Origin of the sequence: Polaribacter sargassicola (genome assembly GCF_021991835.1) — a bacterium.
GTDB classification, from domain to species: domain Bacteria; phylum Bacteroidota; class Bacteroidia; order Flavobacteriales; family Flavobacteriaceae; genus Polaribacter; species Polaribacter sargassicola.
In genome coordinates this window covers 15,990-32,590 of the sequence record NZ_JAHDAU010000010.1, presented here as the reverse complement: position 1 = coordinate 32,590, position 16,601 = coordinate 15,990, and the positions used below count along the sequence as shown (strand labels likewise).

Annotated in this window: 14 protein-coding genes and 1 tRNA gene; 9 read left to right on the top strand and 6 right to left on the bottom strand. The window is 29.6% G+C overall.

Annotation, left to right across the window (positions count from 1 at the left end; all coding sequences use genetic code 11):
* Positions 1-525, top strand: coding sequence for a GTP-binding protein (locus KI686_RS13965; RefSeq protein WP_237589942.1), 525 nt, complete (start codon positions 1-3; stop codon positions 523-525).
* Here the strand turns inward: KI686_RS13965 and era are convergent.
* A complete protein-coding gene (gene era / locus KI686_RS13960; protein ID WP_237589941.1) occupies positions 522-1,406 on the bottom strand; it encodes a GTPase Era in 885 nt (294 codons plus the stop codon). The two genes, KI686_RS13965 and era, sit on opposite strands and share 4 nt — an antisense overlap.
* Before the next feature lie 182 nt (positions 1,407-1,588).
* Here era and KI686_RS13955 point away from each other — a divergent pair.
* From KI686_RS13955 to KI686_RS13930, 6 genes are all read left to right on the top strand, one after another.
* Positions 1,589-1,661, top strand: a tRNA-Met gene (locus tag KI686_RS13955).
* Between the two features lie 207 nt (positions 1,662-1,868).
* A complete protein-coding gene (locus KI686_RS13950) occupies positions 1,869-2,378 on the top strand; it encodes a sigma-70 family RNA polymerase sigma factor (protein ID WP_237589940.1) in 510 nt (169 codons plus the stop codon).
* Between the two features lie 90 nt (positions 2,379-2,468).
* Entirely contained in the window at positions 2,469-3,383 is a 915-nt protein-coding gene (locus KI686_RS13945; protein ID WP_237589939.1) for a FecR family protein, read from the top strand.
* Between the two features lie 137 nt (positions 3,384-3,520).
* Positions 3,521-6,979, top strand: coding sequence for a SusC/RagA family TonB-linked outer membrane protein (locus KI686_RS13940; protein WP_237589938.1), 3,459 nt, complete (start codon positions 3,521-3,523; stop codon positions 6,977-6,979).
* A 19-nt stretch (positions 6,980-6,998) separates the two neighbouring features.
* Positions 6,999-8,726: a SusD/RagB family nutrient-binding outer membrane lipoprotein gene (locus KI686_RS13935; protein ID WP_237589937.1), complete on the top strand. Its 1,728-nt coding sequence runs from the start codon at positions 6,999-7,001 to the stop codon at positions 8,724-8,726.
* A gap of 56 nt (positions 8,727-8,782) precedes the next feature.
* Positions 8,783-10,204, top strand: a complete 1,422-nt coding sequence (locus KI686_RS13930; RefSeq protein ID WP_237589936.1) for a purple acid phosphatase family protein — start codon at positions 8,783-8,785, stop codon at positions 10,202-10,204.
* Between the two features lie 101 nt (positions 10,205-10,305).
* Here the strand turns inward: KI686_RS13930 and KI686_RS13925 are convergent, their stop codons facing one another.
* The 5 genes from KI686_RS13925 to KI686_RS13905 form a co-directional block, all read right to left on the bottom strand.
* Positions 10,306-11,226 carry a DUF3078 domain-containing protein gene (locus tag KI686_RS13925; RefSeq protein ID WP_237589935.1) on the bottom strand — a complete coding sequence of 307 codons (921 nt, stop codon included), beginning with the start codon at positions 11,224-11,226 and terminating at the stop codon, positions 10,306-10,308.
* Between the two features lie 62 nt (positions 11,227-11,288).
* Positions 11,289-12,149, bottom strand: coding sequence for a DUF3078 domain-containing protein (locus tag KI686_RS13920; protein ID WP_237589934.1), 861 nt, complete (start codon positions 12,147-12,149; stop codon positions 11,289-11,291).
* 52 nt (positions 12,150-12,201) lie between these two features.
* Positions 12,202-12,711: a DUF2480 family protein gene (locus KI686_RS13915; protein WP_237589933.1), complete on the bottom strand. Its 510-nt coding sequence runs from the start codon at positions 12,709-12,711 to the stop codon at positions 12,202-12,204.
* 55 nt (positions 12,712-12,766) lie between these two features.
* Positions 12,767-13,087 carry a DUF59 domain-containing protein gene (locus KI686_RS13910; protein WP_237589932.1) on the bottom strand — a complete coding sequence of 107 codons (321 nt, stop codon included), beginning with the start codon at positions 13,085-13,087 and terminating at the stop codon, positions 12,767-12,769.
* A 16-nt stretch (positions 13,088-13,103) separates the two neighbouring features.
* Positions 13,104-13,523, bottom strand: coding sequence for a SufE family protein (locus KI686_RS13905; protein WP_237589931.1), 420 nt, complete (start codon positions 13,521-13,523; stop codon positions 13,104-13,106).
* A gap of 76 nt (positions 13,524-13,599) precedes the next feature.
* Here KI686_RS13905 and KI686_RS13900 point away from each other — a divergent pair, with 76 nt between their 5' ends.
* Both KI686_RS13900 and KI686_RS13895 read left to right on the top strand, forming a co-directional pair.
* Positions 13,600-14,517, top strand: a complete 918-nt coding sequence (locus tag KI686_RS13900; RefSeq protein ID WP_237589930.1) for a PfkB family carbohydrate kinase — start codon at positions 13,600-13,602, stop codon at positions 14,515-14,517.
* A 79-nt stretch (positions 14,518-14,596) separates the two neighbouring features.
* Positions 14,597-16,495 carry an amidophosphoribosyltransferase gene (locus KI686_RS13895; RefSeq protein WP_237589929.1) on the top strand — a complete coding sequence of 633 codons (1,899 nt, stop codon included), beginning with the start codon at positions 14,597-14,599 and terminating at the stop codon, positions 16,493-16,495.
* The last annotated feature ends 106 nt before the right edge of the window (positions 16,496-16,601 follow it).

Genomic DNA, 16,601 nt, shown 5'->3' with positions numbered 1-16,601 from the left:
ATGAAAGAGAATTTAAAACTTGTTATAGAGAAAAGAAATAGTGAAGTTTTTTTAAGACCTAGGTTTTCTATTACTTTAAAAGAGAATTATAAAGTGATTTTAAATCGTTTTTCTGATGAATTAAAAAAGAAAGAAATACCTTTTAGAGGCAATATTATAGATGAACATGTTTTTATTTCTGTAGCCAAAAAAGAGGAACATTTTTGGTCTCCACAATTGCATTTAGAAATTGTAAAAAGTACAGAAGAGCTATCAATATTAAAAGGTTTATTTGGCCCCAAACCACAAGTTTGGACACTCTTTATGTTTGTCCATTTTGTAATAGGAGTTACTTTTTTAGGTTTTTGTGTAATGTTATACTCTAAAATAAGTTTAAACGAATCGGTTTTTCTTCCTTTAACAATGATAATTGTTTTGCCTATAATTTGGATTGTTCTGTATTTTTTAGGAAAAATAGGAAAAGATACCGGAAAAAATCAAATGAAAGAATTGCACGAATTTATGATACGTGTAATTGGTTATTAATTTTGATTGTAACCAAAACGTTTTAATTGGTTTTTATCGCTTCTCCAATTTTTATTCACCTTTACGTATAATTCTATATATACTTTTTTCATAAAGAAACGCTCTAAATCTTTTCTGGCTTCTGCGCCAACTCTTTTTATAGCAGAACCTTTATGCCCAATAATAATACCTTTTTGGGTGTCTCTTTCTACCATAATTACAGAGCGTATTCTTACAATATTTTCTTCTTCTGTAAAACTTTCTGTTTCTACTTCTACAGAATAAGGAATTTCTTTTTTGTAATGCATTAGAATTTTTTCTCTAATTTTTTCATTCACAAAAAAGCGTTCTGGTTTGTCTGTTAATTGATCTTTTGGGTAAAAAGGAGGACTTTCTGGTAGTAACTCTTTTATTTTATCAAAAACCTCTGTAACATTAAAGTTTTCTAGGGCAGAAATTATAAAAACATCTGCATTAGGTACTTTATTTTTCCAGTATTCAATTTTTTCTTCTACTTCTTCTTGAGATGATTTGTCTATTTTATTCAGTAATAAAATAACAGGAATTTTACTATGGATGATTCTTTTAAAGAAATCTTCGTTTTTTAATTCTTTTTCACCAATCTCTACCATGTAGATTAAAATATCTGCATCTTCAAAAGCAGATTTAACAAAATCCATCATAGAAGATTGTAGCTCGTATGCAGGTTTTAAGATACCAGGAGTATCAGAAAATACAACTTGGTGCTCTTCATCATTAACAATTCCTAAAATACGATGCCTTGTAGTTTGGGCTTTAGGAGTTATTATTGATAGTTTTTCGCCTACCAAAGCATTCATTAATGTTGATTTACCTACGTTAGGATTTCCGATGATGTTTACAAAACCAGCTTTATGCGTCATATTGCAAAGGTAATTAGTTTTTATATTTGATTAGAATTAAGAGTATTAAAAAATAATTAAAAATTAATTAGAAAAAAGTTTGGTCAGTTATTTAAATAAGTTGTATATTTGCAACCCGGAAATAACGTGTCGAGCTTATGATTCGAAAGTTAATAACTAAGTCATTATTTCTGATATTATATCGCGGGATAGAGCAGTAGGTAGCTCGTCGGGCTCATAACCCGAAGGTCACTGGTTCGAGTCCAGTTCCCGCTACTAAGTAAGAGTAATCAGAAATGGTTACTCTTTTTTTATGCGGTAGATTTGGGGTTTCTTCAAAATTAAAGATTTTTAGTTTATAAGAGAAAACTAAAAATGTTCTTAACAAATTCTTTACTTTTTGGTAATCTAGTTTCTTGTTATTTTGATTTGCTTTGTTACATGCAATTACAATCTAATACTCTTAATTTTTACAAAGAATTAATGTGCAAGATAAAAGATTCTGATGAGTCTGCTTTTACGGTGCTTTATGATAGATTGTGGGAGCGTATGTATACTTTGGCTTTTTCTTTATTAAAGAATAGAGACTTATCTAAAGACCTGGTGCAAGAAGTTTTTGTAGATTTTTGGGTTAGAAGATTAGAAATAGAAAATAGTAATATCGAGGCTTACCTTATTAAAGCAACTCGTTTTAGAGTTTACAAAGAACTTAGAGATAATAAGTTTCAAAAAATAAATATTGATTTAATAGATACAGTAAAAACGCCTCATGCAAATGGAGTTTTAGAAGAATTGCAATTAAAAGAAACTGAAACTTTAATTGAAAAAGCTATTAATAACTTACCAAAAAAACGTCAACAAGTTTTTACTTTAAGTAGGTTTAAATTACTTAATAATCTAGAAATTTCTCAAAAATTAGGGATTTCTAAAAGAACAGTAGAAACTCAAATTTCCCTTGCAATTAGAAGTATAAAAAGCGAAATCAACTATTAATTTATCTGTTATTTTACATTAATTGTAAAAAAAAATATTTTTTTTACGTGTGCATTGCATTTTTGGGTATTTAATAATAGATACTCTACAATGACAGAAAAAGAAATTAAAAATCTTTTAGATAAATTTTTAAAAGGCACAATAACTAAAGAAGAAGAAGCATTATTAACTTCTTTTGAAGAACAGGCAATACACAATACTCAAAAAGAAGTTTTTTTTAATGATAAAGAAAAGAAAGAAGTTAAAAATGAAATCTTTAAAGGGGTTAAAAAACAAATAAAACCAAATAACTATTTAAGATTTGCTATTGCAGCTTCTGTAACTTTACTTCTAGGTCTTAGTAGTGTTTTTTTCTTCAACCAAAATAACAATTCAGAGATATTAACTTTTGCAAATACATCAGATCAAATAAAAACAGTTTTTTTAGAAGATGGAAGTGAGGTGATTTTAAATAAAAACAGCTCTTTTAGTTATATCAATACATTTAATAATACGAGGTATTTAGACCTTAAAGGTGAAGCTTTTTTCAAAATAAAAAGAAACGAAAAAAAACCGTTTGTAGTTAAATCTAAAAGCTTAAAAACCAAGGTTTTAGGTACTAGTTTTAATGTTTTAAATAACGATTCTCTTGTTAGTGTTACAGTAGCTACTGGTTTAGTAGAAGTTTCTGATGCTAATAAAGTTGTTTTATTAACACCTAACCAGCAAGCAAGTTATAAAATAGCTTCTAAAGTTTTTTCTACTACTAATAAATCTCATTTGTTTTTTACAGCTTGGTTTAAAAAAATAAACAATTTAGAAAATGTATCAATGATTGATATAGCAGATTTTTTAGAATATAATTATAAAACAGAAGTGGTGTTTACTAAACCGAGTTTAAAAGAAATTAAAATGTCTATTAGTATAAAAAAAGATGAAAGTATTAAGAGTATAATAAATAAGATTAATTACATAACAGATTTACAACTAACCCTTAAAGAAAATAATATGATAGAAGTTAAATAAAGAGAATAAAAAAAAGAAGAGTCTGCTGGCACAGACTCCTCTGGTAAAAAGTATCGAATCTATAATAAAAACAACACTTATTAAATATTAAAATGAATTTTAAAAATTACTTATCTAAGTTAATTTTACTCCTTTTTATGATAGGATTAGTTCCAATGACAAGTTTTGGAAATAATCAAAAAAATATATTGGGGTTAAAAGTAAGCATTAAATTAGAAAATGCTAAACTAACAACTATTTTTTCAAAACTTAAAAATGAATACGATATAAATTTTTCTTACGGACAGAAAATTATTGAAGATTCAACTAAGTTTACTATCGATTATAAAGAAATACTATTATCTAATCTATTGAATGATTTATCTAAAAAAGGTTTCTTTAAATATCAAATTAATGACAAGAGTGTCTTAATAAAGAAAGTTAATAAAAGTAAGTTTCAACAAAGTATAAAAGGTACAGTTTCAGATGAAAACGGAAACCCGTTACCTGGTAGTTCTGTTATGGAAAAAGGAACAAATAATGGAGTAACATCAAATTTTGAAGGTCAATTTTCTATAACAGTATCAAACCCCAATGCTGTTTTAGTAATCTCTTATATAGGCTATTTAAATGAAGAGGTTCAAGTTAACAATCAAAAAGAATTTAACATCGTATTAAAAGAAAATATTGCAGATTTAAATGAGATTATTGTTACAGCCTTAGGAATGAAAAGAGAAAAGAAAGCGCTAGGATATTCTGTGGGTGAAATCGAAGATAAAAAAATTAACGTTGTTCCTCAAGAAAATGTTTTAGGAGGTTTATCAAGTAAAATTTCTGGTTTAGATATTCGTCGTGGAGGAAATGATTTGAACAACGAAACCTATGTTTATATTAGAGGTAAAACTTCTTTAACAGGCAATGATCAGCCTTTAGTGGTTATAGATGGTTCTCCAATTGGAGATACCAATGTAATGGGAGATATTAGTGCAATGGATATAGAAAATATATCTGTTTTAAAAGGGGCAAGTGCAGCAGCTCTTTATGGGTCTAGAGCAGGTAATGGAGTTATTTTAATTACTACCAAATCTGGTAATAATACAAAAAAAGGAATTGGAGTTACTTTTAATACCACCACAACGTTTAATACTCCTTATAAATACGTAGAGTTGCAAAATCAATTTACTAATGGGCAAAAAGGGATCTTTAATGAAGCTACTTGGCAGCATTGGTATGGAGCAGAAGAAGGAGCTTCTGCCGTACAATGGAATAGCAATGGAGAAGAAGTGCCTTTAAAATTTTATGATAATAGTTTAAAAGATTATTTTAAAACAGGTGCTACTACTATTAATGATGTAAGTGTTTCTGGGGCTTATGATAAAGGGAGTTTTCGATTGTCTATTTCTCAGTTAAGCGGAAAAGGTTTTACACCTGGCACAGAATTGCAAAAAATTGGAGCAAATTTAACAACTAGTTTTAAAATTACAGATAAAGTAACTGTTTCTACAAACATTAATATATCTAATCCAAATTCAGATAATTATCCTATAAACTCAATTGGTGGAGATGACCAATATTTTGATATTTATAATATTGCTCCACATATCAATATAAATGATTTAAAAGATTATTGGGTTGTAAAAAATACAGAACAACGTAAAATTACAGAAGGATATAACAATCCATGGTTTTTTGCTAATGAAAGAATTAACAAGTTTGATAAAATTAGAGGGTTTGGAAACATTAAATTAGATTGGCAAATTAATGAAGATTTTAATGCTATGGCTAGAGTGTCTAACAGTAGTAATAGCAATAGAACAGAAGTTATTAGACCTTGGTCTTACGATGGTTTTGGTACTAGTAAACCTTTTGGATCTTATAATATTAGCGAGAGTAGTTCTAGTGAAACTAATATTGATGTGCTTTTTTCTTATAAGAAGCAATTAGGAGATTTTCGTATAGATCCATCTATTGGTGGTAATATATTAAACAGCCTAAGTACATCAATTAGTTCTGGCGGAGACAATTTGGTTTTACCAGGTCTTTATACAGTGTCTAATGTAGCAAGAGGCGGATTGTCTTATAGCAGTGCTAGTTATAGGAAATCTGTTTACAGTGCATATGGAATGTTATCTCTTGGCTATAAAGATTATGTTTTTCTGGATTTTACTGCTCGTAACGATTGGTCTAGTACGTTGCCAAAAGAAAATAGATCTTATTTTTATCCTTCAGTTTCTACGAGTGTATTAGTATCTCAATTTGTAGAAATGCCAAAATGGGTATCTCTGTTTAAAGTAAGATCTAGTTGGGCACAAGTAGGTAAAGACACTTCTCCTTATTTAATCAATCCAACCTTATCTCAAGGTTATTGGGGAGACGATTTTACATATTCATTACCTAGCAGTATGCCAAATACTAATTTAAAGCCAGAAATTGCTACCTCTTATGAGTTTGGTACCGATGTTAAATTGTTTCATGGTCGTTTAGGTTTTGATGCTACATATTATAAAACTCAGAATAAAAATCAAATTTTAAATGTCGCTGTATCTCCTTTAACAGGTTATACAAGTTCTACAATTAATGCTGGTAATGTAGAAAATTATGGTATTGAGTTAGGTTTAAATATAATACCGATTAGAACAGAAGATTTAGAATGGAATATGAATTTTAACTTTACCAAACAAGAAAGTAAGTTAGTTGCTTTAGTAGATGGAATTGATAGAGTTGATTTTGGAGGAGGAACTGATATGGGATCATTTACAAGAGTAGGTGGTGTTATTGGTGATTTATATGCACCTTATGTTAGAAAAGTAGAAGAAGGAGAATATAAAGGGTGGAATTTATTAGATGCTAACGGTAGATGGGATGTTGATAGAACTAAAGAAAATCAAAAAAAGGTAGGTAACTCTAATAACGATTTTGCTGTAGGTTTTAATACTTCTATTACATATAAAAATTTCACATTATCTGCTAGTTTAGATTGGAGACAAGGCGGAGATTTTTTCTCTGAATCTATGAAGAGAATGGCGCGTTCTGGTAAAATAGAAAGCTGGAACAATGGTATTAGTACAAGTACATTTACAGGTGTTTTAAATGCAAATTCTTTTAATGGAGATAGAGCTGCACTTGCAAATGAAATTAAATCGAATCCTGCTTATAGAGATAATAATGTTTGGGTTGGTGGTAGAAATCAAGATTTAGGAGGTTTTGAATACAATGGAAATTATAATGGAGCTTTCTTTCCTGGAGTTATAGATAACGGAGATGGAACTTATACAGAGAATTTTGGAGGCGAAGGAACTCAGCTTTTTGATGCTTATAGAGTAGTAGAATCTAGTGGTAGTTTTTGGAGAACCGGAGAAACTTTTATGTATGATGCTTCTTTTGTAAAATTAAGAGATATTACACTTACTTACGATTTCTCGGATAATGTAGCAAAATATATATCTGCTCAAAACATCTCTATTTCTTTATACGCTAAGAATATAATGTTATGGACAAAAGCTAAAATTGGTATCGATCCAGAAACAGCTTATGATGAAGGAAACCAGGGTTTTGATAAATGGAATCTTGCTCCGTGGACGGTACCAATGGGATTTAGACTTAACGTTAGTTTTTAATTAAAAAATACGAAACAAAATGAAAAATAATATAATAACCATATTACTATTAATGATAGTGCTTGTTGCAACATCATGTAGTGAGTCTTTTGATGAGATCAATACAAGTCCAAATACGCTACCAGATACAGAAGTAGATATTAAATTTGTATTAACAGGTGTTCTATCAAAATCTGCTCAAATTGCAACTACAATGTCTTATGAATGGGGGCATTTATCAGCTGCAACACAATATTTACAAAGAGATTTTACGAGTTATGAGGAAAATAATTATCAATGGGGAACTACAGATTTTTCTAATTATTATGAACCTTTAAAGGATAGTGAATATATTTTTGAAAGAGCAGAAAATGAAAAAACGGATGAGGTAAAAAATTACTATCAAGCAGTAGCATTAATTATAAAATCTTATCAATATGGTTTTATAACATCTGCTTATGGTGATGTCCCTTACAGTAAAGCTTTACTAGCTGAAAATGGAGGAGATGAATTCTTAAAGCCTGTTTACGATACTCAAAAAGAAGTTTTTATAGGGATTCTTAATGATTTAAAGGAAGCGAATACGCTTTTAACAAATACAGGAATAATTACAGAAGCTGTAGATAGTGATATAATGTACAATGGAGATGGTCAAAAATGGAGACGATTAGCAAATTCACTTCGTCTTAGATTTTACATTCGTTTGTCAGAAAAAAGTGATTCAGATATTAATGTATCTTCAGAAATTGCTTCAATTGTAAACAATCCAAGTGAGTTTCCTGTTTTAGAAGATAATAGTGATAATGCTGTTATGTCTTATATTGGTACAGATAGTGCTAACAGTTGGCCAGGTGGCGCTTTAAATTGGAGTAACAGATCTGAGTTTTACCGTAGAAAACCATCTTCTACCATTGTAAACGATTTAATCGCCTTAAATGACCCACGCTTAACTAAATGGATAAAACCTGTAGATGTTCAGTTAATACAAGGAACAGCAAATGAAGTTGTAATAGAAAATAACAGAGTAAAACGTTATGTAGATTTTGATATTGACGCTGTTAATAGTGATGATAATTTAGAAAATGATATTAATACTAGTTTGTTTGTTGGTTTACCTATCGCTTTAAGTGCTCCAAATGATTTTAATTTAGGAGGTACACTTAGTGATGTAATTACAGAAATAGGAAATTTAGATGGTAGTATTTATTTAAATGCTGCTGCAAATCCACATGCATCTTACCTAGCAGATATGTATTCAGAAAATAATCATGAATTAGTAAAATCTATTTTAATGACTGCGGCAGAAGTACAGTTTTTATTAGCAGAAGCTAGTTATAGAGGTTATATTAATGAAGATGCTTATTTGTTTTACAAAAAAGGAATAGAGTTGTCTTTTAATCAATATCAAATTACCGATGGAGATAGTGAGTCTGTTTATGATGAAGCAAGTAATGCTTTAATTGCTTTTAATCAAGCTGAATATATTGAGAATGCTAAAGAAATTTACGATGCGGCTTCAGATAAATTAGAACCAATTATTCATCAAAAATGGATTGCCTTATGGTTAACTACAGAGTCTTGGTTTGATTTTAGTAGAACTGGTTATCCAGAATTGAATAGTAATATTATTTCAGGAACAAAAGGGCAACAAACTCCAGTAAGATTTATTTATACAGATGCTTACAACGAAGAAAACATGTTAAATGCTATTAATAATTTACAGCCAGCAGTAAATGACCAATGGTCTAACATGTGGCTTCTGCAATAATTATTTTTACAAAGCAGAAGTTTTGTTCTTCTGCTTTGTATTTAAAATCAAAATAAATGAAAAAAATAGTATTTGTTCTTTTAGGGGTAATTGTTTTATCGGCATGTAAAACAAAGGAAAAGGAATCTCACCATAATAATGAGGATTATCAGCATACTCATTCGCATAAACCATATATGTCTGATGTAGATGCACATAAATTAATTTTCCCATCTAAAGTACCTGATAGAATTATTGTTAGTTTAACAGAAGATACAAGTAATAGTTTTGCGGTTAATTGGAGGACAAGTCAAGATATAGAATCTGCTTTTGTAGAAATAGCAGAAGAAACGCATGGCCCTGATTTTTTATTAGATGAGAAAAAACAACAATTTACTGCTAAAACAGAATTGATTACAGTAGAAAATACAAGAGACAAAGAACCTTCTGTAAAAGCTGCTTATCACTCAGTAATTATAAACAACCTTAAACCAGGAACTGATTATGTTTATAGAGTTGGAGATGGTAGTAAAAATAAAGATACTTGGAGTGAATGGTTTCAAATAAGTACTCCGCCTATAAATGAAAATGAACCTTTTAGTTTTATTTATTTTGGAGATGCGCAAAATGATGTAAAATCAATGTGGTCTAGAGTAATTCGTAAGTCATATAAAATGATGACAGAGGTTAGCTTTATGTTACATGCAGGAGATTTAATTAACCATAGTGAATCTGATAGAGAGTGGGGAGAATGGTTTTATGCGGGGAGTTTTATACACGCAACTGTGCCTAGTATTATGACTCCGGGGAATCATGAATATGATAAAAGTGTTAATAGAACAAAGTTATCAGCTTTATGGAGACCACAATTTACATTGCCAGAAAATGGTCCTTTAGAAGAGCTTAAAGAAACATGTTATGCTTTAGATTATCAAAATATGAAGGTAATTTCTATAGATGCTCAAAGTTTTAATAATAGCAAATACTCTAGAGATGCTCAAACAAAATGGTTAGATTCAGTTTTGGTTAATAACACAAAAAAATGGGTAACAATTACCATGCATTATCCTATTTTTTCTACCGCAAAGGGCAGAGATAATCAAGAGTTACGAGAAAACTTAAAACCTTTGATAGAAAAATACAATGTAGATTTAGTTTTACAAGGTCATGATCATACCTATGCTAGGGGTTACGCATCTAATGAAGGTTTAGGAAGAACAATTGTGCAAGATGCAGAAACTGTATATGCAGTCTCTGTAAGTGGTCCAAAAATGTATGAATCTCAGAATCAAGATTGGATGGTGAAAAGAGGAGAGTATGTTCAACTTTTCCAAATTATAACAGTAGAAAATGATACAATTAAATACAATTCTTACACTACAAAAGGAGAGGTTTATGATAGTTTTAGTTTGGTGAAAAATAAAAAAGGAAAGAAAACATTAACTAATAATGAATCTACAGTAAAAATGAGATTAAAAAAAGACTTTATAATAAAATAAAAAGATAATTATTTTTGTTTGCAAATAAAAAAAGGTCAGTAATTTTTAATTACTGACCTTTTTCTATTTCAAGTATTTCGAAAAAAATATTTTAATTTACCTTAAAAAGCATAGTTAAGACCAAATAACCAATAAGATTGTAATTTGTTATCTACATTATCAAAAGTTGCCGTAGAATCATCTATTAAAGCATATTCTAAAGCTTCTTGTTTGTTTTTACGTAAACCTAACTCAAAACCAACTCCAATTCCTTTCCAGATAGAATAACCAAAAGAGTTTGTAAAAGTGTAGTTAGATAAATTTGAAGATTCATAGCTTTGAAAAACAGATAGATTAGATTTTACACTTAATTTACCATATTTCTGTGTGTAATCAGCAACAATTTTTGCACCCAAAGAAGATTCGAAAACTGTATTGTCTTTACTAAAAACAAAGTTGTAGTTTCCTGGGTGTAATACAACAACTAAATTAGATTTTGGTGTCCAAGTAAAACCAACACCTAAATCTAAGTATCCAGGATTGTTAAAGTTATCTATAATTGTTGTTCTATATTCACCTAAACCAGAAACAGCCCATTTACTGTTTAATTTTTTACCATATAAAGAAGTAATTGTAAATACATCTGTTGCAGCATCAAAACTTTTACTGTCTGTTGGGTCATCTTTATCATCTAATTTTACCCAGCCAAGGTTCACTGCAGCAGAATTTCTCCAAAAGAAACTATCTTCAATTAAGTTGGCAAAACCATTTACTGTAATACCAATATTACCAGCAGAAGAGTTAGGCTCGCTTTTAGAGTACCAATTGTTAAAACCAGATAAGTTTCCACCAATTGTACCAAAAGCACCTTTTCTCCATCCAGGAAGTGCATCAATTTTAGCTTGTAAAGATTTTACCTGTCCTTGTAATTTTGCTATTTCTGCTTTTAAAGGAGCTTGTTCTTTTTTTAATTCTTCGGCTGTTTGTGCGTTTAAAGAAAAATTAATAAATGCAATTAAAAATAAAATTGATAATTTTTTCATTTTTTGTTTTTTAAATTTTAGCGTGCAAAAGTACACTTTTTCTTATTTAGACAATAAAAAAATTAATAAGTTACTTTTTCGTGAAAATTATAATTAACACCAAGGCCAAATAATTCTCTAAATTGAACTTTAGAAGAAGAGTTGTCGTCTATAATTGTTTGGAAAGTCATCTGCATTTTTATAGATTCATTTACCTTAAAATTAATGTTTGTTTGGTAATCAATATCAATATTACCAACATTAGCAAGGTAGTCTGAGTACATCGTTAATGTGTTTTCCATTGTAATATTGTCCATTATGGTAAACTTATAAAGGCCAGATAAGTTAAAGCCTAAACCTAATGATGTTGTTTTACCTTCTTCTACACCAAAGTCTCCAGAAAATTCATCACTAACAAAAATATATCTGGCAGTAGCAGGAGCAATGTTTACGTTTAGTTTGTCAGATTTTTTCCATAACATTCCTGGTCCAAGGGTTAAATATGCAGGAGAAAAAAATTCTGAAACCAACTCTTTAGGCTCTGTGCTGTAGTTAAAACCATCACTATATTGTGTTTTAAAATTGGTTAAAAAAGAAAGAAACCAATATTTAGAAGTGCTATAGCCAAATAAACTATTCAATTCAAATCGGTCATCTGTTTTTTGTAGTCCAGAATTACTTACATGACTAATACCGTAACCTGTTTTTATTATATTATCCCAGTTTACATTGTCTTTTTTGTAATTAATATCATAATTAATGCTAACATTACTTGCAATTGTATTTTGCCCTCCAGGTGCCCAATTAGAAAACGAAGATTGGTTAAATAAGAATGAAAACTTACCAAGAATACTCCATTTAGGTGTTGGCAATTCTTCTTTAGCTTTTTGTGCAGAGAAGTTTACAGAGAATAGAATGAAAAAAAGGATTATAATTTTCTTCAAAGTTCATAGGTTTATTGTTAACAAAAATAATAATATATGTTATAAATCAAAATTATTTCTTTGATTTATAAAGAGGTACAGTAGAACAAGCTTCGCCAAACATAATGCTTTTGGCAATTGGTTGTAGCTTTTCTATTAAAAAGGCAAAAGCAGAATTAGGTATTGGTTTGTTAGAGCAGCCTTTAATAATTACAGGTGCATCTGCAAAAGGTTTAAAATCTAAAAAACTTATTAATTCTTGATAAATAACGGTTTCTAATAGTTCTAAATTACCAATAACTACTTTGTTTGCAAACGGTGTTAATTCAGATGCTACTAGCATAAATGCCCAAGAAGGAATTATAGCATCTGAAGAGCAGTAAATTGCTACAAAAGAATTTTTGTATTGAGACCAATCATGGGCTTTAACAGATGCTCTAAAGTCTTTTTCTTTAAGAATTAACTCTTGAAAAAGCCAGTCTTTAATATCAAACAAAACTCTATTACCTTCTGGGTAGATTTCCTCTAAATCAAAGGTTTTTAGTTTGCTGTTTGCAACTCTATTTATTATTTCTTCTGCCATTTTAAGTTTTAAAAATTAAAAAGTTAGCAATCTTAACTGTAAGTAGCTAACTAAACTAAAGCATCCCTAATTCTAGTTTAGCTTCTTCACTCATCATATCTTGTGTCCAAGTAGGATCAAATGTAATTTCTACCTCGCACTCATTAATTTCTTTTAAAGTTTTAATTTTATCTTCTACTTCTACAGGTAGTGTTTCTGCAACTGGGCAATTTGGCGAAGTTAAAGTCATTAATATTTTAGCATTGTTTTCTTCAGAAACAAAAACATCATAAATTAAGCCTAGTTCGTATATATCTACTGGTATTTCTGGATCGTAAATTGTTTTTAAAACTCTTACAATTTTGTCTCCTATTTCTTCTAATTCTTTGTCTGTCATCCTTAAAAAATTAATTCTATAATTTTGTTTGTTGTGCTATTGCGTACATTTTTATGTGTTTAATCATAGAAACTAAACCATTTGCTCTTGTTGGTGATAAATGTTCTTTTAAACCAATTTGATCAATAAAATCTGTATCGGCTGCTAAAATATCACTTGGTTTTTGATTAGAATATACACGCAATAATAATGCCACAATTCCTTTGGTTAAAATAGCATCGCTATCTGCAGAAAATTTAACAATATCGTTTTCTAATTTAGAGTACAACCACACTTTAGATTGGCATCCTTTAATTAAGTTTTCGTCTAATTTGTATTGATCATCTATAATAGGTAAAGATTTGCCAAGTTCTATAATATACTCATAGCGCTCCATCCAATCATCAAACATAGAAAACTCATCAATAATTTCTTCTTGTATTTCTTTGATAGTCATTTTTTAAACTTATTTTTGCGTTTTATAAAAATTACTTTTGCAATTATTATGCAAAATTACTGATTAAATTTAAGAAATGAGCAAATTATTAGCAGTTGGTACAGTAGCATTTGATGCTATTGAAACTCCTTTTGGTAAAACCGATAAAATTTTAGGAGGTTCTGGTACTTATGTAGGTTTAGCCGCAAGTCAATTTGGTGTTGAAACAGGAGTGGTTTCTGTAGTTGGTGGAGATTTTCCTTCTTCTTACTTAGAAATGATGATCTCTAAAGGGATTAATACAGACGGAATTGAGGTTGATAAAGAAGGGAAAACCTTTTTCTGGAGTGGTAAATATCATAATGATATGAACTCTAGAGATACTTTAGTTACAGAGTTAAATGTTTTAGAAACTTTTGCACCAGTTGTACCAGAAAATTTTAAAGATGCTGGTATTGTTATGTTGGGTAACTTACACCCGTTAACACAAGCATCTGTTTTAGATCAAATGAAAGAAAGACCAAAATTGGTAGTTTTAGATACTATGAATTTTTGGATGGATATTGCTTTAGATGATTTACATACTGTTTTAAAAAGGGTAGATGTAATTACTATTAATGATGAGGAGGCGCGCCAATTATCTGGTGAGTATTCTTTAGTAAATGCTGCAAAGAAAATCCATAAAATGGGACCAAAGTATGTAGTAATTAAAAAAGGAGAACACGGAGCTTTATTGTTTAATGAAGGAAAAATGTTTTTTGCACCAGCTTTACCTTTAGCAGAAGTTTTTGATCCAACAGGAGCAGGAGATACATTTGCAGGTGGTTTTTGTGGATATTTAGCAAAAACAGACGATGTGTCTTTTGATAATATGAAAAAAGCCATTATTTACGGTTCTAATTTGGCCTCTTTTTGTGTAGAAAAATTTGGTACAGAGCGTATGGAAACTCTTACCAGTGATGAGGTTAATAAGCGTTTATACGGCTTTAAGGCATTAACACAATTCGAAATATAGTTATAACTATAAAAAACAATCCGCGCTTAGTAACGCGGATTTTTTATTAAAAGATAAAATAACAAAAAATCTAAAAACAATGAGTGACGCTATTAAGCATGAATGTGGAATTGCACTTGTTCGATTAAAAAAACCATTACAGTTTTACAAAGATAAATATGGTACTGCATTTTACGGAATTAATAAAATGTATTTGTTAATGGAAAAACAGCACAATCGTGGCCAAGATGGTGCTGGTTTTGCAAGCGTAAAATTTAATATAGAGCCTGGTACTAGATATATTAGTAGAGTTCGTTCTAATAAACCACAACCAATACAAGATATTTTTGCGCAAATAAATGGGCGTTTAAATGGTGTGTTAGAACAAAACCCAGACAAAAAAGACGATGTTGATTGGCAAGAACAAAATATGCCTTATTTAGGAAATTTGTTTTTAGGTCACGTTAGGTATGGTACTTTTGGTAAAAACAGTATAGAAAGTGTACATCCTTTTTTGCGTCAAAGTAATTGGAAACATAAAAACCTAATTGTTGCAGGTAATTTTAATATGACAAATTCTAATCAGATATTAGATGAGTTAATAGAATTAGGTCAACACCCTAAAGAATTTACAGATACTGTAACTGTAATGGAAAAAATTGGTCATTTTTTAGAAGATGAAGTTGCCAAATTGTACCAAGAAGCCAAGAAAAAAGGTTTTAATAAAAAAGATGCATCACCTTACATAGAAGAAAATTTAAAGCTGAAAAAAGTTTTAAAAAGATCTTCTAGAAACTGGGACGGAGGTTATGCAATGGCTGGTTTAGTTGGGCATGGAGATGCTTTTGTTTTAAGAGATCCTAACGGAATTAGACCTACTTATTTTTATGAAGATGATGAGGTTGTAGTTGTAGCATCAGAAAGACCAGTAATACAAACAGTTTTTAATGTAAAGATAGAAGAGGTACAAGAATTAGAAAGAGGACATGCATTAATTATTAAGAAAAGTGGTAAAACATCTATTAAGAAAGTAAATGAACCTAAAGAAAATTTAGCATGTTCTTTTGAGCGTATTTATTTTTCTAGAGGTAGTGATGCTAAAATTTATGAAGAACGTAAAAATTTAGGAAAATATGTGTTTCCTCAAATTTTAAAATCTATAGATAGTGATGTTTCTAATTCGGTATTTTCTTACATACCAAATACAGCAGAAACTTCTTTTTATGGAATGACAGAAGCTGCGGAAGATTTATTAAATCAGCAAAAAACAGCAAAAATATTAGCAGGAGAAGGTAAGCTATCTGCAGAAAGAGTTACAGAAATTTTGTCTGAAAGAGCACGTTTTGAAAAAATAGCAATTAAAGATGCTAAATTAAGAACTTTTATTGCCGATGATAATTCTAGAGATGATTTAGTAGAACATGTTTACGATATTACTTACGGTGTTGTAAAACCTACCGATAATCTTGTTATTATAGATGATAGTATTGTTAGAGGGACTACTTTAAAGAAAAGTATTATTAGAATATTAGACAGATTAGGTCCTAAAAAAATAGTAGTTGTTTCTTCTGCACCACAAATTCGTTACCCAGATTGTTATGGAATTGACATGGCTAGAATTGATGCATTTATAGCTTTTAAAGCTGCTTTAGAGTTGCTAAAAGATACAAATCAGTATCATATTGTAGATGAAGTTTACAAAAAATGTAAAGAGCAACAATCTAAAACAGATGTAGAAATTAAAAATCACGTAAAAGGAATTTATAATCCATTTACTACTGAGCAAATTTCTAGTAAAATAGCAGAAATGCTAAAAACAAAAGATATAAAGGCAGAAGTTGAGGTTATTTATCAATCTGTAGAAGGTTTGCACAAAGCTTGCCCAGACAATTTAGGTGATTGGTATTTTACAGGAAACTACCCAACTCCTGGAGGTATGCGAGTAGTAAACCAAGCCTTTATTAATTTCTATGAAGGAAATAATGAAAGAGCTTATTAAATAAATTTCATATTTAAAATTTTTATCATACAAAAAGACCTCTAGTATTTAGAGGTCTTTTTTTGTTTGTTATTTGTTGATATATAAATTATTACGTGTTTTTTGA

What these genes read in the sequence shown, in the direction of transcription:
- KI686_RS13965 (WP_237589942.1), top strand. Translation starts at nt 1, where the DNA reads ATGAAAGAGAATTTAAAACTTGTTATAGAGAAAAGAAATAGTGAAGTT.
- era (WP_237589941.1), bottom strand. Translation starts at nt 1,406, where the DNA reads ATGACGCATAAAGCTGGTTTTGTAAACATCATCGGAAATCCTAACGTA.
- KI686_RS13950 (WP_237589940.1), top strand. Translation starts at nt 1,869, where the DNA reads ATGTGCAAGATAAAAGATTCTGATGAGTCTGCTTTTACGGTGCTTTAT.
- KI686_RS13945 (WP_237589939.1), top strand. Translation starts at nt 2,469, where the DNA reads ATGACAGAAAAAGAAATTAAAAATCTTTTAGATAAATTTTTAAAAGGC.
- KI686_RS13940 (WP_237589938.1), top strand. Translation starts at nt 3,521, where the DNA reads ATGATAGGATTAGTTCCAATGACAAGTTTTGGAAATAATCAAAAAAAT.
- KI686_RS13935 (WP_237589937.1), top strand. Translation starts at nt 6,999, where the DNA reads ATGAAAAATAATATAATAACCATATTACTATTAATGATAGTGCTTGTT.
- KI686_RS13930 (WP_237589936.1), top strand. Translation starts at nt 8,783, where the DNA reads ATGAAAAAAATAGTATTTGTTCTTTTAGGGGTAATTGTTTTATCGGCA.
- KI686_RS13925 (WP_237589935.1), bottom strand. Translation starts at nt 11,226, where the DNA reads ATGAAAAAATTATCAATTTTATTTTTAATTGCATTTATTAATTTTTCT.
- KI686_RS13915 (WP_237589933.1), bottom strand. Translation starts at nt 12,711, where the DNA reads ATGGCAGAAGAAATAATAAATAGAGTTGCAAACAGCAAACTAAAAACC.
- KI686_RS13910 (WP_237589932.1), bottom strand. Translation starts at nt 13,087, where the DNA reads ATGACAGACAAAGAATTAGAAGAAATAGGAGACAAAATTGTAAGAGTT.
- KI686_RS13905 (WP_237589931.1), bottom strand. Translation starts at nt 13,523, where the DNA reads ATGACTATCAAAGAAATACAAGAAGAAATTATTGATGAGTTTTCTATG.
- KI686_RS13900 (WP_237589930.1), top strand. Translation starts at nt 13,600, where the DNA reads ATGAGCAAATTATTAGCAGTTGGTACAGTAGCATTTGATGCTATTGAA.
- KI686_RS13895 (WP_237589929.1), top strand. Translation starts at nt 14,597, where the DNA reads ATGAGTGACGCTATTAAGCATGAATGTGGAATTGCACTTGTTCGATTA.